At 72.8% G+C, this 16,094-nt stretch carries 17 protein-coding genes and 1 pseudogene; 11 read left to right on the forward strand and 7 right to left on the reverse strand.

Going from position 1 to position 16,094, the window contains the following annotated elements:
* Nucleotides 1-8: 8 nt before the first annotated feature.
* Nucleotides 9-1,730 carry a DNA polymerase/3'-5' exonuclease PolX gene (polX, locus tag BIV23_RS19845; RefSeq protein ID WP_071382241.1) on the forward strand — a complete coding sequence of 574 codons (1,722 nt, stop codon included), beginning with the start codon at nucleotides 9-11 and terminating at the stop codon, nucleotides 1,728-1,730.
* Nucleotides 1,731-1,736: 6 nt separating this feature from the next.
* Here the strand turns inward: polX and BIV23_RS19850 are convergent, their stop codons facing one another.
* On the reverse strand, nucleotides 1,737-2,054 hold the full coding sequence (locus tag BIV23_RS19850; protein ID WP_071382242.1) for a dsRBD fold-containing protein: 318 nt from the start codon (nucleotides 2,052-2,054) through the stop codon (nucleotides 1,737-1,739).
* Between the two features lie 93 nt (nucleotides 2,055-2,147).
* Here BIV23_RS19850 and BIV23_RS19855 point away from each other — a divergent pair, with 93 nt between their 5' ends.
* Entirely contained in the window at nucleotides 2,148-2,522 is a 375-nt protein-coding gene (locus tag BIV23_RS19855) for a YchJ family protein (RefSeq protein WP_071382243.1), read from the forward strand.
* 237 nt (nucleotides 2,523-2,759) lie between these two features.
* On the opposite strand, the gene BIV23_RS19860 is transcribed toward BIV23_RS19855, so the two are convergent.
* Nucleotides 2,760-3,461 (reverse strand): FadR/GntR family transcriptional regulator, encoded by a 702-nt coding sequence (locus BIV23_RS19860; RefSeq protein ID WP_071382244.1) that lies wholly within the window; start codon nucleotides 3,459-3,461, stop codon nucleotides 2,760-2,762.
* 140 nt (nucleotides 3,462-3,601) lie between these two features.
* Here BIV23_RS19860 and BIV23_RS19865 point away from each other — a divergent pair, with 140 nt between their 5' ends.
* The 4 genes from BIV23_RS19865 to BIV23_RS19880 all read left to right on the forward strand — a co-directional run bounded on the left by BIV23_RS19865 (nucleotide 3,602) and on the right by BIV23_RS19880 (nucleotide 7,439).
* Nucleotides 3,602-4,117 carry a gluconokinase gene (locus tag BIV23_RS19865; protein ID WP_071382245.1) on the forward strand — a complete coding sequence of 172 codons (516 nt, stop codon included), beginning with the start codon at nucleotides 3,602-3,604 and terminating at the stop codon, nucleotides 4,115-4,117.
* A 100-nt stretch (nucleotides 4,118-4,217) separates the two neighbouring features.
* A complete protein-coding gene (locus BIV23_RS19870; RefSeq protein WP_071382246.1) occupies nucleotides 4,218-5,615 on the forward strand; it encodes a GntT/GntP/DsdX family permease in 1,398 nt (465 codons plus the stop codon).
* A 10-nt stretch (nucleotides 5,616-5,625) separates the two neighbouring features.
* A complete protein-coding gene (locus BIV23_RS19875; RefSeq protein WP_071382247.1) occupies nucleotides 5,626-6,396 on the forward strand; it encodes an SDR family oxidoreductase in 771 nt (256 codons plus the stop codon).
* Between the two features lie 14 nt (nucleotides 6,397-6,410).
* Nucleotides 6,411-7,439 carry an L-idonate 5-dehydrogenase gene (locus BIV23_RS19880; RefSeq protein ID WP_071382248.1) on the forward strand — a complete coding sequence of 343 codons (1,029 nt, stop codon included), beginning with the start codon at nucleotides 6,411-6,413 and terminating at the stop codon, nucleotides 7,437-7,439.
* 23 nt (nucleotides 7,440-7,462) lie between these two features.
* On the opposite strand, the gene BIV23_RS19885 is transcribed toward BIV23_RS19880, so the two are convergent.
* From BIV23_RS19885 to BIV23_RS19900, 5 genes and pseudogenes are all read right to left on the reverse strand, one after another.
* On the reverse strand, nucleotides 7,463-8,398 hold the full coding sequence (locus BIV23_RS19885; RefSeq protein WP_071382249.1) for a GlxA family transcriptional regulator: 936 nt from the start codon (nucleotides 8,396-8,398) through the stop codon (nucleotides 7,463-7,465).
* 7 nt (nucleotides 8,399-8,405) lie between these two features.
* A pseudogene (locus tag BIV23_RS46445) lies at nucleotides 8,406-8,624 on the reverse strand (leucine zipper domain-containing protein); the annotation flags it as partial.
* Between the two features lie 75 nt (nucleotides 8,625-8,699).
* Nucleotides 8,700-9,326, reverse strand: a complete 627-nt coding sequence (locus BIV23_RS19890) for a cytochrome b/b6 domain-containing protein (RefSeq protein WP_071382250.1) — start codon at nucleotides 9,324-9,326, stop codon at nucleotides 8,700-8,702.
* On the reverse strand, nucleotides 9,310-10,050 hold the full coding sequence (locus BIV23_RS19895) for a molybdopterin-dependent oxidoreductase (protein ID WP_071382251.1): 741 nt from the start codon (nucleotides 10,048-10,050) through the stop codon (nucleotides 9,310-9,312). Before BIV23_RS19895 ends, BIV23_RS19890 begins: the two co-directional genes overlap by 17 nt.
* A gap of 135 nt (nucleotides 10,051-10,185) precedes the next feature.
* Entirely contained in the window at nucleotides 10,186-11,187 is a 1,002-nt protein-coding gene (locus BIV23_RS19900; protein WP_071382252.1) for a hypothetical protein, read from the reverse strand.
* A 322-nt stretch (nucleotides 11,188-11,509) separates the two neighbouring features.
* Here BIV23_RS19900 and BIV23_RS19905 point away from each other — a divergent pair, with 322 nt between their 5' ends.
* The 5 genes from BIV23_RS19905 (at nucleotide 11,510) to BIV23_RS19925 (ending at nucleotide 16,083) form a co-directional block, all read left to right on the forward strand.
* Nucleotides 11,510-12,424 carry a DMT family transporter gene (locus BIV23_RS19905; protein WP_177239967.1) on the forward strand — a complete coding sequence of 305 codons (915 nt, stop codon included), beginning with the start codon at nucleotides 11,510-11,512 and terminating at the stop codon, nucleotides 12,422-12,424.
* A gap of 50 nt (nucleotides 12,425-12,474) precedes the next feature.
* Nucleotides 12,475-12,990: an NUDIX domain-containing protein gene (locus BIV23_RS19910; protein WP_071382253.1), complete on the forward strand. Its 516-nt coding sequence runs from the start codon at nucleotides 12,475-12,477 to the stop codon at nucleotides 12,988-12,990.
* Between the two features lie 381 nt (nucleotides 12,991-13,371).
* The gene (locus BIV23_RS19915) at nucleotides 13,372-13,671 is read left to right on the forward strand and encodes a hypothetical protein (protein WP_071382254.1); all 300 of its coding nucleotides are present in this window, start codon (nucleotides 13,372-13,374) and stop codon (nucleotides 13,669-13,671) included.
* A 167-nt stretch (nucleotides 13,672-13,838) separates the two neighbouring features.
* Nucleotides 13,839-14,861 carry a phosphotransferase family protein gene (locus BIV23_RS19920; protein ID WP_071382255.1) on the forward strand — a complete coding sequence of 341 codons (1,023 nt, stop codon included), beginning with the start codon at nucleotides 13,839-13,841 and terminating at the stop codon, nucleotides 14,859-14,861.
* Between the two features lie 7 nt (nucleotides 14,862-14,868).
* On the forward strand, nucleotides 14,869-16,083 hold the full coding sequence (locus BIV23_RS19925; RefSeq protein WP_071382256.1) for an acyl-CoA dehydrogenase family protein: 1,215 nt from the start codon (nucleotides 14,869-14,871) through the stop codon (nucleotides 16,081-16,083).
* Nucleotides 16,084-16,094: the final 11 nt, after the last annotated feature.

Here is a 16,094-nt window from a genome sequence, read left to right on the forward strand (position 1 = left end):
CTTGAGGGGTGGCCCGGCCCAACGAGGAGGTCGAGGCGCTCCTGCGGGAGTACGCGGACCTCATCGCGATCACGGGAGGCGACGCCTTCAAGGCGCGCGCCTACGAGAAGGCCGCGCGTGCCATCGGCGGGTATCCGGCGGACATCGCCACGCTGGACCCCGCCGGTCTGCGGGAGATCCCGAACGTGGGCCGGTCGATCGCCGAGAAGGTCGCCGAGTACCTGCGCACGGGGAAGATGGCCGTGGTCGAGGAGCGCCGGGCGAAGATCCCCGCCGGGGTCCGGGAGCTGACCGCGATCCCGGGCCTCGGCCCCAAGAAGGCGCTGCGGCTCTACGAGGACCTGCACATCGCGTCGGTGAGCGAGCTGGCGTCGGCGATCGAGGCGGACGCGCTGGCGGATCTGAAGGGGTTCGGCGAGAAGACGCAGGACAACATCCGGCACGGCATCGAGCTGCTCCAGCAGGCGGGGGCCCGGGTCCCGCTGTCGCTGGCCCTGGAGACGGCCGAGGAGATCGTCGCCGAGCTGTCCGGGGTGACCGGGTGCAGGCGCTGCGCGTACGCCGGTTCGCTGCGCCGGATGCGCGAGACCGTCGGCGACCTGGACGTCCTGGTCGCGGCGAAGCGGTCGGAGCCGTTCATGGCGGCGCTGTGCGACGTGCCCGCCACGGCCGAGGTGATCGCGCGGGGGACGAAGAAGACGTCGGTGCGCACCGCGAAGGGGCTCCAGGTGGACCTGCGGGTGGTGCCGCCGGAGTCGTGGGGCGCCGCGCTGCAGTACTTCACGGGTTCCAAGGCCCACAACATCCGCACCCGGACCATCGCCGTGCACCAGGGGCTGAAGCTGTCCGAGTACGGACTGTTCGACGCGGAGAGCGGTGAGTCGCTGGCCTCCCGTACCGAGGAGGAGGTGTACGCCCGGCTGGGGCTGCCCTGGATCCCGCCGACGCTGCGGGAGGACCGCGGGGAGATCGAGGCCGCCCTGCACGGCGAGCTGCCCGAGGTGGTGACCGAGAAGGACATCCGCGGTGACCTGCACACCCACACCGACCTCACCGACGGGCTGGCCCCGCTGGAGGAGATGGTGGCGGCCGCCGCGGCGCGCGGCTACGCGTACTACGCGGTCACCGATCACGCGCCCGGCCTGTCCATGCAGCGCATGACCGACGAGAAGATCCTCGCCCAGCGGGAGCGGGTGCGGGAACTGGACGGTGGCCGGGGGAAGATGCGGCTGCTGCACGGCGCGGAGCTGAACATCGGCCCGGACGGCACGGTGGACTGGCCGGACGACTTCCTCGCGGGCTTCGACCTCTGCGTGGCCTCGCTGCACTCGCACTTCGACCTGGGCCGCGGGGCGATGACGAAGCGGCTGGTGCGGGCCGTCGAGAACCGTCACGTGAACATCCTCGGGCACCCCACGACCCGGCTGCTCGGCCGTAGGCCCGGGGTGGAAGCCGACTGGGACGAGGTGTTCGCGGCGTGCGCGCGCACCGGCACCGCGCTGGAGGTCAACGCCCAGCCGGACCGGCTGGACCTGCGGGACGAGGACATCCTGCGCGCCCGTGAGCACGGGGTGCGGTTCGCCGTGAACACCGACGCGCACGCCGTCCCGCATCTCGCCGCGTTGCGCTACGGCGTCGGCACCGCCCAGCGGGGCTGGCTCACCCGCGACGACGTGATCAACACATGGCCGCTGACGAAGCTGCGGAGGTTCCTGCGCAAGGGGCGCTGAGCGGCCTCACTCCCATTCCCGGTCCATCCACAGCGGCGACGGACCCTCGATGTCGGCCGCGCCGATGTCCTTCATGTCCCCGTCGGCGGCGCGCAGCAGGATCCGGCCCATGGCGATCAGTGCCCGCCCGGCGGCGAGTTCGTCGCCGATCTCCGGCACCTCGGGGTCGTACGGGCTGCGGCGGGCCTCCGCGCGGCTCTCCAGAACGTTGTCCCCGGTGTCCAACACGATCCGGGCCGTGGTGTCCGGGTCGTGCTCGGACAGATACAGGTTCAGCCGCCACTCCTTGACGGCCGGGGGACCTCCCCGCATGGAATCGGTCATCGTCCGCCTCGCCTCCCTGCACCGCGCGTCGCTCTTCCACTGTGCACCCGAGCCGCGGCGGCCGCCTCTCCTCGGCCGGGCAGAATAGGGCCCATGACCTCGCGCGCCTGCCCCTGCGGACTTCCCGGGACCTACGACGACTGCTGTGGCCGCTTCCACCGCGGGACCGTCGGCGCGCCGACGGCCGAGGCGCTGATGCGGTCGCGGTACAGCGCGTTCGTCAAGGGGGACGCGGGGTATCTGCTGCGCACCTGGCATCCCCGGACCCGGCCGGAGCGGCTGGAGCTGGACCCGCGGATGCGGTGGACGGGGCTGGAGATCGTGGACAGCACCGACGGGTCCGCGTTCCACGCGACGGGCACGGTGACGTTCCGCGCCTCCTACCGGGGCGGTTCGCTGCACGAGCGCAGCCGCTTCGAGCGGGTCGGCGGGGCGTGGGTGTACGTCGACGGGGAGTTCCTGGACTGAGCCGAACTGCCCGGCTAGGGGGTGTCGTTTGGATCAGGCCGGCCGTGACGAACAGTGCGGACCGGCCGACCCGAGCGGGGCCTGGTGCGTGCAGTTGCAAGGCGGAGGAGGGAGTCGACGCGGAGGGGGCCCCTCCCGCGCGAGCGAAGCCGAGCGTGGGGGAGTCGGCGAGTGACGACAACGCCGCAGATGTGCGTGCCAGGCCCCGCGACGCCGGCATGATCCAAACGACACCCCCTAGGGCGCCAGGATGTCCAGTTCCTGGAGGGCGCCCACGGTGATCTGCCGGGTCAGTTCCTCCGCGCGGGCCGCGTCGCCCTCGCGGACCGCCTCCGCGACCTGCACGTGCAGGGTGACGGCCGCCGGGTCGGGGTCCTCGAACATGACCTCGTGATGCGTGCGCCCGGCCAGCACCTCCGCGACGACGTCGCCGAGGCGGGCGAACATCTCGTTGCCCGAGGCCGTGAGGATCACGCGGTGGAAGGCCATGTCGTGGATCAGGTACCCCTCCAGCTGGTGGCCGCGTGAGTTGGCCACCATGCCGAGCGCGCACTCGGTGAGTTCGGCGCACTGCCCGGCCGTCGCGTGCCGCGCGGCGAGGCCCGCGGCGACGGGTTCGACCGCGGAGCGCAGCACGGTCAGCGAGCGCAGTTGGTGGGGGCGGTCGGCGCCCGCGAGGCGCCAGCGGATGACCTGCGGGTCGTAGACGTTCCACTCGCACTTGGGGCGGACGATGACGCCCACCCTGCGGCGGGACTCGACCAGGTGCATCGATTCGAGCACGCGGACCGCCTCGCGCATCACGGAGCGCGACACCTCGAAGTGCTGGGCGAGTTCGTCCGTCCGCAGGACGCTGCCCGGGGGGTACTCGCCCCCGGTGATGGCGGGTCCGAGGGAGTCCAGTACATGGCCGTGCAACCCCCGGCCCGGTGTGCTCATGCACTCAGCGTACGGCCTGCATCACCGAGGGAAAAAGTCAGACTTATATGTCACACACTCTTGAATTCGTCGTACCTAATGAGTTTCAGTGTGGCGACGCCGATGTGGCGTCGGATGTCGAGGAAGACAGCGAGGCAGTAATGCGTACCCCCCAGGTCGTCGTCGTGATGGGCGTCGCGGGGACGGGCAAGACCACCATCGGTCCCTTGCTCGCCGCGCGGCTGGGCGTTCCGTACGCCGAGGGCGACGACTTCCATCCGCCGGCCAACATCGCCAAGATGTCGGCCGGGACCCCGCTGGACGACGCCGACCGGTGGCCGTGGCTGGACGCCATCGGGCACTGGGCGCACGGGCGGGCCGGACTGGGCGGTGTGGTCAGCAGCTCGGCGCTGAAGCGGTCGTACCGCGACCGGCTTCGGGCCGCCGCTCCCGGGATCGTGTTCGTGCACCTCACGGGCGACCGGAAGCTGATCGAGGACCGGATGGGCCACCGCCGGGGCCACTTCATGCCGACCGCGCTGCTGGACTCCCAGTTCGCCACGCTCCAGCCCCTGGAGCCGGACGAGGCCGGTGTCGCCGTGGACGTCAGCGGCGGCCCGGAGGAGATCACCGAGCGCGCCGTGCGGGCGCTGGCCGCCCTCCCCGCCGCCGCGTGACGCCCGCGTTACCCACGCCTTCGCGTGGCCCCCGCATCCGAATGACCCCCGCCCCGGCGGGACACCCCCGACAAGTCCCCGTAACCGCAAGGGAACCCCCGTGACCAGACTCAGCGTCGAGATGCTGGCAGCGGACGCGCCTCCGCCGATCACCTCCGCCGGACACGCCCAGCTGGGCATCGCCGTCCTGGTGGGCATCGCCGTGATCGTCCTGCTCATCACCAAGTTCAAGCTCCACGCCTTCCTGGCGCTGACCGTCGGGTCGCTGGCGCTCGGGGCCACCGCCGGGGCGCCGCTCGACAAGACGATCACCAGCTTCACCACCGGGCTCGGCTCCACGGTGGCCGGTGTGGGTGTCCTGATCGCGCTCGGGGCGATCCTGGGCAAGCTGCTGGCCGACTCGGGCGGCGCCGACCAGATCGTCGACACGATCCTCGCCAGGGCGGGAGGGCGGGCGATGCCGTGGGCGATGGTGCTGATCGCCTCCGTGGTCGGTCTGCCGCTGTTCTTCGAGATCGGCATCGTGCTGCTGATCCCGGTCGTGCTGATGGTCGCCAAGCGCGGCAACTACTCCCTGATGCGCATCGGCATCCCGGCGCTGGCCGGTCTGTCCGTGATGCACGGCCTGATCCCGCCGCACCCCGGCCCGCTGGTCGCGATCGACGCGGTCAAGGCCAACCTGGGCGTGACCCTGGCGCTGGGCATCGTGGTCGCGATCCCGACGGTGATCATCGCCGGTCCGCTGTTCTCGAGGGTCGCGGCCCGCTGGGTGGACGTCCAGGCGCCCGACCGGATGCTGCCGCAGCGCCCCTCGGAGGAGCTGGAGAACCGCCCCGGCTTCGGCGCGACGCTCGCCACCGTGCTGCTGCCCGTCGTGCTGATGCTGGCCAAGGCGCTGGTGGACATCGTCGTGGACGATCCGGCCGACCACACCCAGCGGGTCTTCGACGTCGTCGGCTCCCCGCTCATCGCCCTGCTGGCCGCCGTGATCGTCGGATTCTTCACGCTGGGCCGGCCCGCCGGGTTCGGCAAGGACCGGCTCCAGCAGACGGTCGAGAAGGGCCTGATGCCGATCGCCGGCATCCTGCTGATCGTCGGTGCGGGCGGCGGCTTCAAGCAGACGCTGATCGACTCCGGGGTGGGCCAGATGATCCTGGACATCTCCAGGAACTGGTCGATCCCGGCGCTCCTGCTGGCCTGGCTGATCGCGGTCGTGATCCGGCTGGCGACGGGTTCGGCGACGGTCGCGACCGTGTCGGCGGCGGGGCTCGCGGCTCCGCTGGCGGCCGGCATGTCGACCACCCACACCGCCCTGCTGGTCCTCGCCATCGGCGCCGGCTCGCTCTTCTTCAGCCATGTCAACGACGCCGGCTTCTGGCTGGTGAAGGAGTACTTCGGGCTGGACGTCGGGCAGACCGTCAAGACCTGGTCGGCCATGGAGACGATCCTCTCGGTGGTGGCCGGCGGCCTGGTCCTGCTGCTCTCACTGATCATCTAGGGGTACGGCGATGACGGCTCACCCGCTCTTCGACATCAGCGGCCGTACGGCCCTGGTCACCGGTGCCGGCCGCGGCATCGGTCTCGCCCTCGCGCGGGGCCTGGCCGAGGCCGGCTGCACGGTCGTCCTCAACGGGCGCGACGCCGGCCGCCTCACGCGCGCGGCGGCGGAGCTGCCCGGGGACCGGGACCGGATCCACACGGCGGTGTTCGACGTGACCGACGGCACCTCCGTGGCCGCCGGGATCGCGGACGTCGAGGAGCGGGTGGGCCCGCTCGACATCCTGGTCAACAACGCGGGCATACAACTGCGCGCTCCCTTGCTGGAGTTCGCGGACGCCGACTGGCACCGGATCCTGGACACCAACCTCACCAGCGCGTTCCTCGTCGGACGCGAGGCCGCCCGGCGGATGACGGAGCGCGGCCACGGCAAGATCATCAACATCTGTTCGCTGCAGAGCGAGGTCGTCCGCCCCGGCATCGCGCCGTACGCGGCGACCAAGGGCGCGCTGAAGATGCTCACCAAGGGCATGTGCGCGGAATGGGGGCCCAGCGGCGTCCAGGTCAACGGGCTCGGCCCGGGCTACATCGAGACCGAGCTGACCCGGCCCCTGGTGGACGACGAGGAGTTCGGCGCGTGGGTGCGCCGGCGCACCCCGGCCGGCCGCTGGGGCCGCACGGAGGACCTGGTGGGCGGGGTGCTCTTCCTGGCCTCGCACGCGGCCGACTTCGTGAGCGGGCAGATCCTGTACGTCGACGGCGGCATGACGAGCGTGCTCTGAGAGGGGCCACGGAGATGCTGGGTTGCGTGATCCACGGCGCGGGCGACCTGCGGGTCGCGGAGCTGCCGGTGCCCGAACCCGGGCCCGGCGAGGCACGGATCGCCGTCCGCTACGGCGGCATCTGCGGCTCCGATCTGCACTACTGGCGCCGCGGCGGGGTCGGTGACTTCCGGCTCCGGGAGCCGATGGTGCTCGGGCACGAGGTGGTGGGCACCGTGGTCTCCTATGGCGCCGGGGCCACGGGGCCCGCGCCGGGCACGGCGGTCGCCGTGCACCCCGCCACCCCGTGCGGGCGCTGCCCGGAGTGCGCGGACGGGCGGGCGGGCGTCTGTCGGGACACCCGGTACCTGGGCAGCGCGGCCCGCCTTCCGCATGTGCAGGGCGGGTTCGCGGCCCACGTGGTCGTACCCGCCGAGCAGTTGAGGGAGCTTCCGGACGGGCTCGGGCTGCGCCGGGCCGCGCTCGCGGAGCCGTTGGCGGTCGCGCTGCACGCGGTGCGGCGGGCCGGGGACGTCACGGGTCGGCATGTGCTGGTGACCGGGGCGGGGCCGATCGGGTGCCTGGTGGTCGCGGCGGCGAAGGCGGCCGGCGCGGCGCGGGTGACGGTGACCGACCTGCTGCCCGAGGCGCTGCGGTACGCGGCCGTCGCCGGAGCCGACACGCTCGTGCGGGCCGACGACCCGGACGACGCCGGATGGCCGGACGAGGCGCACGCGGCGGACGCGGCCGTCGAGGCGTCGGGGGTCGCGGCCGGACTGGACACCTGTCTGCGGCACGTCCGGCGCGGGGGCGTGGTCGTCCAGCTCGGAATGCTGCCGCCGGGCCGGAGCCCGTTCGCCGGGAACCTGCTGGTGAGCCGGGAGATCGAGCTGCGGGGCTCGTTCCGCTTCGGCGCCGAGTTCGACGACGCCCTGCACCTGCTGGCCGCGCGGGGCGAGTTCGACGGGCTGATCAGCCGCGTGGTTCCGGTGCGGGACGCCGTCACCGCCTTCGAGCTGGCCGCCGACCGGAACCGGTCCTGCAAGGTGCTGCTGGAGTTCTGAGCGGGCAGGGGGTGTCCGGCCGTTCAGGGGACCCGGAAAGCTCGCCGGTAGGCGCCCGGGGTCGTGCCTGTCCGGGCGCGGAAGCGGCGGCGCAGGTTGACCGCGGAGGTGAGGCCGACGCGGGCCGCGATCGCCTCGACCGGCAGGTCCGTCTCCTCCGGCAGGGTGCGTGCCGCGGCCACCCGTCGGGAGAGCAGCCACGCACCCGGGCTCGTGCCGAGTTGGTCGGCGAAGCGGCGGGCCAGGGTGCGGGGTGAGACGCCGAGGTACGCGGCCAGGTCGTTCACCGACAGCGGTGTCTCCAGGCGCTCGTCGGCCCACCCGAGCAGGCCGCTCAGCGCGTCCCCGGGCGGTGGAAGCGGCGTGTGCCGCGCCTGGTCGCCCTCGCGGTCCGGCGGCAGCACCATGTGGCGCGCGAGCAGGGCGGAGTACGCGGCGCCGTGATCGTTCCGGACCAGATGCAGGCACAGGTCGAACCCGGCGCCCGCGCCGGCGCTGGTGGCGACGTCACCGTGAGCCACGTAGAGCCTGTCCGGTTCCACCCGCACCCGGGGGAACTCACGGTGCAGCTGCTCGGCCCGCGCCCAGCGGCTGGTGGCCGAGCGGCCGTCCAGCAGCCCGGTGCGGGCCGGCGCGAACACCCCGGAGCAGATCGTGACCAGCCGCACCCCGCGCGCGTGCGCCCGCAGCAGCGCCCGGCGCACGTGATCGGAGAGCGGCTCCTCCACCGGCAGCCAGCCCGGGATGATCACGGTGTCCGCGGCCTCGAGTGCCGGCAGGCCCTGCGACACGGACATCGCGTACCCGGCCGTGGTCGGCACGTGGCCGGGTGTCTCCGTGCGCGTCCCGAAATCGTAGTGCTGCGGTACGTCCGGCCGCTTCGTGCCGAAGACCTCGACGGCGCAGCCGAGTTCGAACGTCGACTGCACCGGCCGCACCGGGACCACCACGCGATGCATGGCACGAAGGGCAGGTGCGGGGCCGGCTGGATCGGTCGTGCAGGCCGTCCCATCCCTCGGCCCGGTAACGCGCCACCCATCGGTGCGCGCACTGGCGCGACACTCCCAGCTCCTTGGCCACGTGTGCCACCGGACGCAGATCGTGCACGACACGGCGCACCGGAAGACATCTGCCGTGGAAGGTCAGCCGGGCATCAGCGTGTGCCTCCGGTTGTCGTGAAGACAGGCATCTCCACTACGCCCGGAGGTCTTCTCTTGATCAACTGCCGACGCGAGTCACCAACCTCTTGGCCGAGTACACCTAGCCCCGCCACAGCGGGTGTTCCCGCTTCGCCCACTCCCGGCTCACCGTTCCCGTGCGCAGACCGCGTCGCGCCTCCGGGTCGCCCAGGGCCATGCCGATATGGCCCGCCAGGACCACGCCGATCGTCAGGGCCAGCCAGTCGTGGACGAAGGTCGCCGAGGTGCGCCACATCAGCGGGGCGAGGTGGGTGAACCACATCAGCAGCCCGGTGCCGAGCATGACCAGCGTGGCGCCGGCGATCCAGGCGGCGTAGACCTTCTGGCCGGCGTTGAACTTGCCGGCCGGGCGGGAGGACCGGCGCTTGTCGCGCAGCAGCGCGGCGCGCAGCCACATCCGGTCGTGCGGGCCGAAGCGGTTGAGGAAGCGCAGGTCGGCGCGGAAGGCGCGGGAGGCGAGGCCGAGCAGGACCGGCACCGGCAGGGCGAGGCCCGCGCACTCGTGGACCCGGACGACCAGTTCCCTGCGGCCGACCAGGATCGCCAGCTGCGGGATGTAGAGGATCGCCGCCGTCACCACGCACACGCCCATCAGGGCTGCCGTGACGCGGTGCACCCAGCGTTCGGCCGGGGTGAAGCGGTGGACCCGGGCGTCAGGTGGGGCGGGGGTGTCAGCTCGTAGGGGCATCGGTCCGTCCGTTCGACTTGCCGACCCAGGCGTCGACGTCGTAGCCGAGGTGCTCCCAGTAGCCGGGCTGGACATGGTCGGTGACCGTGATGCCGGAGAGCCACTTGGCGGACTTGTAGAAGTACATCGGGGCGACGTAGAGGCGGACCGGGCCGCCGTGGTCGTGGCCGATGTCCTTGTCCTGCATGCGCAGCGCGACCAGGACGTCCGGGCGGCGGGCCTGGTCGAGGGTGAGGCTCTCGGTGTAGGTGCCGTCGAAGCAGGTGAAGCGGATCGCCTTCGCGGCGGCGCGGACCCCCGCCGTGTCCAGCAGGTCGGCGAGGCGGACGCCCTCGAAGGGGGTGCCCGGCACCCGCCAGCCGGTGACGCACTGGACGTCCTTGACCAGCCGGGTCTGCGGCAGCGCGCGCAGGTCGGGCAGCGTGTAGGTGCGCGGGCGGTCCACCAGGCCGTCGATCGTCAGCCGGTAGTCCGCGGCCGTCCTGTCGGGCACCGACGCGGCGACCGAGTAGTAGCGGAAGCCCCCGCCGTTGGGCAGCAGACCGGTCAGGCCCGTGGGGTCCTTGCCGGCGACGGTGCCGAGGAAGCCCTCCATGCCGCGCTGGAGCGTGGGCGCGGCGACCACGCCGAGCGCGCCCAGGCCGAGGGTGCCGAGGAAGACACGGCGGCCGACGGGCGTGCCGCCCCACTCGCCGTGCCGTTCCTCGGATTGTTCAGAGTTCACGTTTTCATTCGAGCACTCGGGGCTGTGGGGAGCCAGGGAATCGGGTCACCGGTCAGACTTCCGTAATCACTTCTTACGTACGTCTCGGAGAGCCGTACGGCTCAGCGGCCCGTGCGGTTCAGCGCACCGTGCCGTTCAGCGCACCGTGCCGTTCAGCGCGAGGGCGCGGGCCTCGCGGAAGGAGGCGCGCGGGTCGCGGTGCGCGTAGGACCAGGGCGCCCGGGTGGCGTGCCGGCCGATGCGCTGGAACAGGGCCGCCGCCTCGGCGGGGCGGCCGGCGCAGGACAGCGCGAAGGCGAGGTGGTTGAGGTCGACGTGGCGTCGGGGGTGTTCGTCGTGCTCCCACTCCAGCCACCAGTCGAAGCAGGCGCGGAGGATCCGGCGGGCCCGGGGGCCGGACCAGTGCCCGGAGGCGGCCGGGTCGGCGGGGGCCAGGCCGGTGGCGGCGAGGACCCGGTAGCGCTCGGCGTAGGCGACGACCGGCAGGACGGCGAGCGGCGAGTCGGCCGGGGCCCTGGCTGCGGCCAGCTCGGCCAGGTCGTACACCTCGTGGGCCTCGGCGCCCCGGCCGCCCGCGGGCCGTTCGGCAAGCCGGGCGAGGAGCAGGTGGTGGGCGTGGTGGTGCTCGGGGTGGCGGCGGCGCAGTTCGGCGAAGACGCCGAGCACCTCGCGCTCCGGGCCGAGGGTGCGGGCCAGCCGGAGCAGGCCGAGCCAGGGGGTGGGGTCGGCGGGGGCGAGCGCGGCGGCCGCGGCGCAGGCCTCGCGGGCCCGGTCGGGGTCCTCCTTGCCGCGCAGGGCGCGGTGGACCTGGGCGAGGGCGGTCAGCGCTGCGGCGTCGGCGGACTCGGGCTCGGCGAGCTGCCAGTCCCGGGCCCAGGCGACGGCGTACGGCTCGCCGGCGAGCACGGTGAGGCGGTGGCCCCGGCGGTCCCAGTCGTCGCCCGTGTGGAGCAGCAGGGAGCGGGCGGCCTGCCGGCGGCCCTGGGCCAACGCGGCGCGCGCGGTGAGCAGTTCGCTGTCGTCCAGGGCGTCGTCGTAGGCCCCCGCGGCGCCCGGGGCGGAGTCGTCCGGGGTGGGGTCGCCGGACTGGTCCGTGGGGGCCCGGCCCGCGCCGAGCAGAGGGGGAGGAGGGGGCACCGCGGAACTTCCTGTTTCTCGGGCTGCCATCGGCCGATCACGCACAGCAAACCCTCACCCAAGGGTCGCGTCAAGCGGAACACGGTGTTACGAGCTTCAACTTCCGCTTTCCAAGCGGAACTTGGGGAACTCCGAGCAGGTGGATCCCGCGGCGGACGGGGCGGTCGGCGAGCGGCTGTGGCGTACGCCATGGCGCGGACGGACGGGGCCGCGGAACATGGCGAGCCGACCGCCCGCCGACTGCTCCGGGTGCGGGCGCTTCCGGGTCAAGACCGCCCCCGGGACGCTACAGTCGGCCCTTGCACGCCCGTGGTCCGGCCCGATGATCGAGGTACGCAGCGTGTCCGTTCTGGTTCTCCTTGTCGCCGTGAGCGCGGCCTGCTGTCTGGGCTTCGGTTTCGTGCTCCAGCAGAACGCCGCTCAGAAGGCACCGCTCGGCGACTTCCTGTCGTTCCGGCTGCTGCTCGACCTGATGCGGGTGCCGCGCTGGCTGGGCGGGCTCACCCTGATGGTGTCCGGCATGGTGCTGGGCGCGATCGCCCTCGGCGAGGGCGAGATCTCCCTGGTGGAACCGCTGCTCGCGACCAACCTGCTGTTCGCGCTCGCCCTCTCCCGGTACCAGACGAAACAGCCCCTGGGCCGGCAGGGCTGGGCGGGTCTGCTGCTGCTCGCGGGCGGGGTGAGCGCGTTCATCACGGCGGGTGAACCGCGCGCCGGCCATGCCGTCACCGATCCACTGCGGCACTGGCTGATCATCGGCCTGACGGTCGGCGCTGCCCTGGTGCTCACGACGTACGGCAAGCGTTCCCGGCTCAGCTGGGGACCGGTCCTGCTGGCCACGGCGGCCGGCCTGCTGTACGGCGTGCAGGACGCGCTGACCCGGGTCAGCGGCACCCGCTTCGCCGCCGGCGGCTTCCCCGCACTGCTCACCGGCTGGCAGCCGTACGGCGTGCTGGTGTGCGGGGTCACCGGGCTGGTCCTGGTGCAGAGCGCGTTCGAGACGGCTCCGCTGCGCATGTCGCTGCCCGCGCTCACCGCCGCCGAACCGCTGGCCGGGATCCTGTGCGGGGTGGGCTTCCTGGGCGACCGGCTGCGCACCGACACCGGGGCGCTGGCCTGGGAGGCGGCGGGCCTCGCGGCCGTGGTGGCGGGCATCGTGCTGCTCGGGCTGCATCCGGCGCTGCCGTGCGGCACGGCGGAGGCGGAACCGCCGGCCCGCGACCTCCAGCGCCGCTGAACGGGACTGTCGGAGGGTCCTGCTTGGATGAGGGCATGAACCCTGCTGACGTGAACCCCGCGGACGAAATCCTCGACATCGTCGACGAGAACGACCAGGTCATCGGCCAGTACCCGCGCGGCGAGGCCTACGCCCGGGGCCTGCGCCACCGGTGTGCGTTCATCGAGGTCCGGGACGCGGCCGGCCGGCTCTTCGTGCACCGGCGCACGGCCACCAAGCTGGTCTTCCCCTCGCTGTACGACGTCTTCGTCGGCGGGGTCGTCGGCGCGGGCGAGTCCTACGACGAGGCGGCACTGCGGGAGGCCGAGGAGGAGCTGGGGGTGAGCGGACTGCCGCAGCCGGAGTTCCTGTTCAAGTTCCTGTACGACGACGGGGCCGGGAACAGCTGGTGGTCGGCGGTGTACGAGGTGCGCTGCGAGCTGCCCGTGCGCCCGCAGGCCGAGGAGGTCGAGTGGCACGGCTTCCTGTCCGACGAGGAGGTCGGGCGGCGGCTCGCCGAGTGGGCGTGGGTGCCGGACGGGCGGGCGGCGTACGAGCGGCTTCGGGCGTTCCGTTCCGGCAGGTGAGCTCACACGGATCGGCGGCGGGTTCGCGGCGGGCCAGTTCCTGCCGCATCCGAGCGGGGATCTGCCCGCGTCCCGGTTCCCGGCACCGCCGAGCCCAGTCGTGGCGGTGGCGGCCGTCGTCACGGCCGTCGTGGTGCCGGCCGGACGGGGGAGGTGGGCACGGCCGGGCGGGACCCGGGGCCGCAGCCGGAGCGCACGCGGCCTGCGACGGCGGCGGTGCTGTACGTGCCCTGGTGGTGTCCGCGGCGATCCTGCCGGCCCGAGCTGCGCCACGCGCCCGATATGACCGGATATTTACCGTGCGCGCGTAGCCTGTGCGGCGTCGCAACCCCGCCACGACGCCCCAGCCGGGGCGAGATCCCGCCGCCGAAGGTGAGCACCATGACCGCCCTTCACCAGGAACACACCGAGCACGGCACGCACCGCCACGGTCCGGGCTGCGGACACAGCGCCGTGCCGCACGGCGACCACACGGACTTCGCGCACGACGGACATCTGCACCGTGAGCACGAGGGCCACTGGGACGAGTGCGAGCCGGCCGGGCACGCCCCGCACCAGGGCCATGAGCACGTGCACCACGACGAGTGCGGGCACGCGCAGGTACGTCACGGCGACCACGTCGACTATCTGCACGACGGGCACCGGCACGCCGAGCACGGGGACCACTGGGACGACCACTGACCCGGGCGGCACCAGGGCCGACGGCCCTTCGGGCGGCACGCCGGGGAGCCGTCGGCCTATCGTGGCTCCGGTCACGTTCGGGCTTGTCTTCGGCGCACACACTGGACGACATACCGACCGGTCGGCATCATGAACGGGACATGTTCACCCGTTCGTAGGAGTGATGTATGAGCGCCGACCACCCGCCCGGACTCGACCTGGACCGGCTGCGCGCCCTGCTCGACCGCGAGCGCCCGGGTCTCGTCACCGGCCCGCTGACCGGCCGGCTGATCGAGGGCGGCCGGTCGAACCTCACCTACGCGGTCTCCGACGGCACCGCGCGGTGGGTCGTCCGGCGGCCCCCGCTCGGCCATGTGCTGGCCACCGCGCACGACATGAAGCGCGAACACCGGGTGATCAGCGCCCTGCACCCGACGCGGGTGCCGGTCCCCCGCCCCGTGTTGCTGTGCGAGGACGAAGAGGTGCTCGGGGCGCCGTTCTACGTCATGGAGTTCGTCGAGGGCACCCCGTACCGCACGGCGGAGCAGCTCGCCCCGCTGGGCGCCGAGCGCACCCGCAACGCGCTGCTGTCCCTGGTGGACACGCTGGTCGAGCTGCACGCGGTGGACCCCGCCGAGGTGGGCCTCGCCGACTTCGGCCGCCCCGAGGGCTTCCTGGACCGCCAGCTGCGCCGCTGGGGCAAGCAGTTGGACGCCTCCCGCAACCGTGACCTGCCCGGCATCGACGAGCTGCACGCGGCCCTCGGCCGCTCCCTGCCCGTCTCCCCCGCCCCGGCCGTCGTGCACGGCGACTACCGCCTGGACAACGTCCTCATCGGCGACGACGACCGGATCAGGGCGATCCTCGACTGGGAGATGTCCACGCTCGGCGACCCACTGACCGACCTGGGCCTGCTGGTGATGTACAGCCGGCCGCTGGAGCTGCCGGACTCCCCCATCTCCACGACCGCCACGGCCGTCGGGCACCCCTCCCCCGAGGAGCTCGTCGAGCGGTACGCCGCGCGCTCGGGGCGGGACGTGTCCGCCGTCTCCTGGTACACGGCGTTCGCCTGGTTCAAGCTCGCCGTGATCCTGGAGGGCATCCACTACCGGTACACGCTCGGCCAGACGGTCGGGCGCGGCTTCGACCGGATCGGCGACCTCGTGCCCGTCTTCATCGACCACGGACTGACCACTCTTCAGGAAGGCTGATCCAGAGATGGACTTCGCGTTCGACGCGCGCACCGAGGAACTGCGCGCCAAGCTGCTCGCCTTCATGGACGAGTACGTCTACCCCGCCGAGGCCGTCGCCGAGGAGCAGCGGGCCGCTCTCGTCTCGCCCTGGGACACCCCGGCCGTGGTCGGCGAGCTGAAGGCCGAGGCCCGCAGGCAGGGCCTGTGGAACCTGTTCCTCCCGGACGCCGAGTACGGCGCGGGCCTGACGAACCTCCAGTACGCGCCGCTGGCCGAGATCACCGGCCGCTCCCCGCACCTCGCGCCCACCGCGACGAACTGCGCCGCGCCGGACACCGGCAACATGGAGGTGCTGGCGCAGTTCGCCGACGAGCGGCAGAAGAAGCAGTGGCTGGAGCCGCTGCTGGCGGGCGAGATCCGCTCGGCGTTCGCGATGACCGAGCCGGAGGTGGCCTCGTCCGACGCCACCAACATCACCACCCATATCGAGCGGGACGGCGACGACTACGTCATCACCGGCCGCAAGTGGTACATCTCCGGGGCGATGAACCCGGACTGCAGGATCTTCATCGTGATGGGCAAGACGGACCCGGACGGCGCCGACATCCGCCGCCAGCAGTCGATGGTCCTGGTCCCGCGCGACACCCCGGGTGTGACCGTCCGACGCGCGATGCAGGTCTTCGGCTACGAGGACCACTCGCACGGCGGCCACGCGGAGGTCGTCTTCGACCACGCGCGCGTGCCGGTCACGAACCTGATCGGCGAGGAGGGCGGCGGCTTCGCCATCGCCCAGGCCCGGCTCGGCCCCGGCCGGATCCACCACTGCATGCGGCTGATCGGCATGGCCGAGCGGGCGATCGAGCTGATGTGCCGCCGGGCGGTGTCCCGTACGGCGTTCGGCAAGGCGCTGGCCCAGCAGGGGGTCGTCCAGAACTGGATCGCCGACGCCCGGGTGACGGTGGAGCAGCTGCGGCTGCTGGTGCTGAAGACGGCCTGGCTGATGGACACCGTCGGCAACAAGGGTGCCCACACGGAGATCCAGGCCATCAAGATCGCCACCCCGCGCGCGGTGGTCGGCATCCTGGACCGGGCGATCCAGCTGCACGGCGCGGGCGGCGTGAGCCAGGACTTCCCGCTGGCCGAGCTGTACGCCAGCGCCCGCACCCTGATGCTGGCGGACGGCCCGGACGAGGTGCACCAGCGGTCCCTGGCGCGGCGGGAGTTGAAGAAGTACCTGTAGAAGTACCCGCA

This window comes from Streptomyces monashensis (genome assembly GCF_001866665.1).
Taxonomy (GTDB): Bacteria; Actinomycetota; Actinomycetes; order Streptomycetales; family Streptomycetaceae; genus Streptomyces; species Streptomyces monashensis.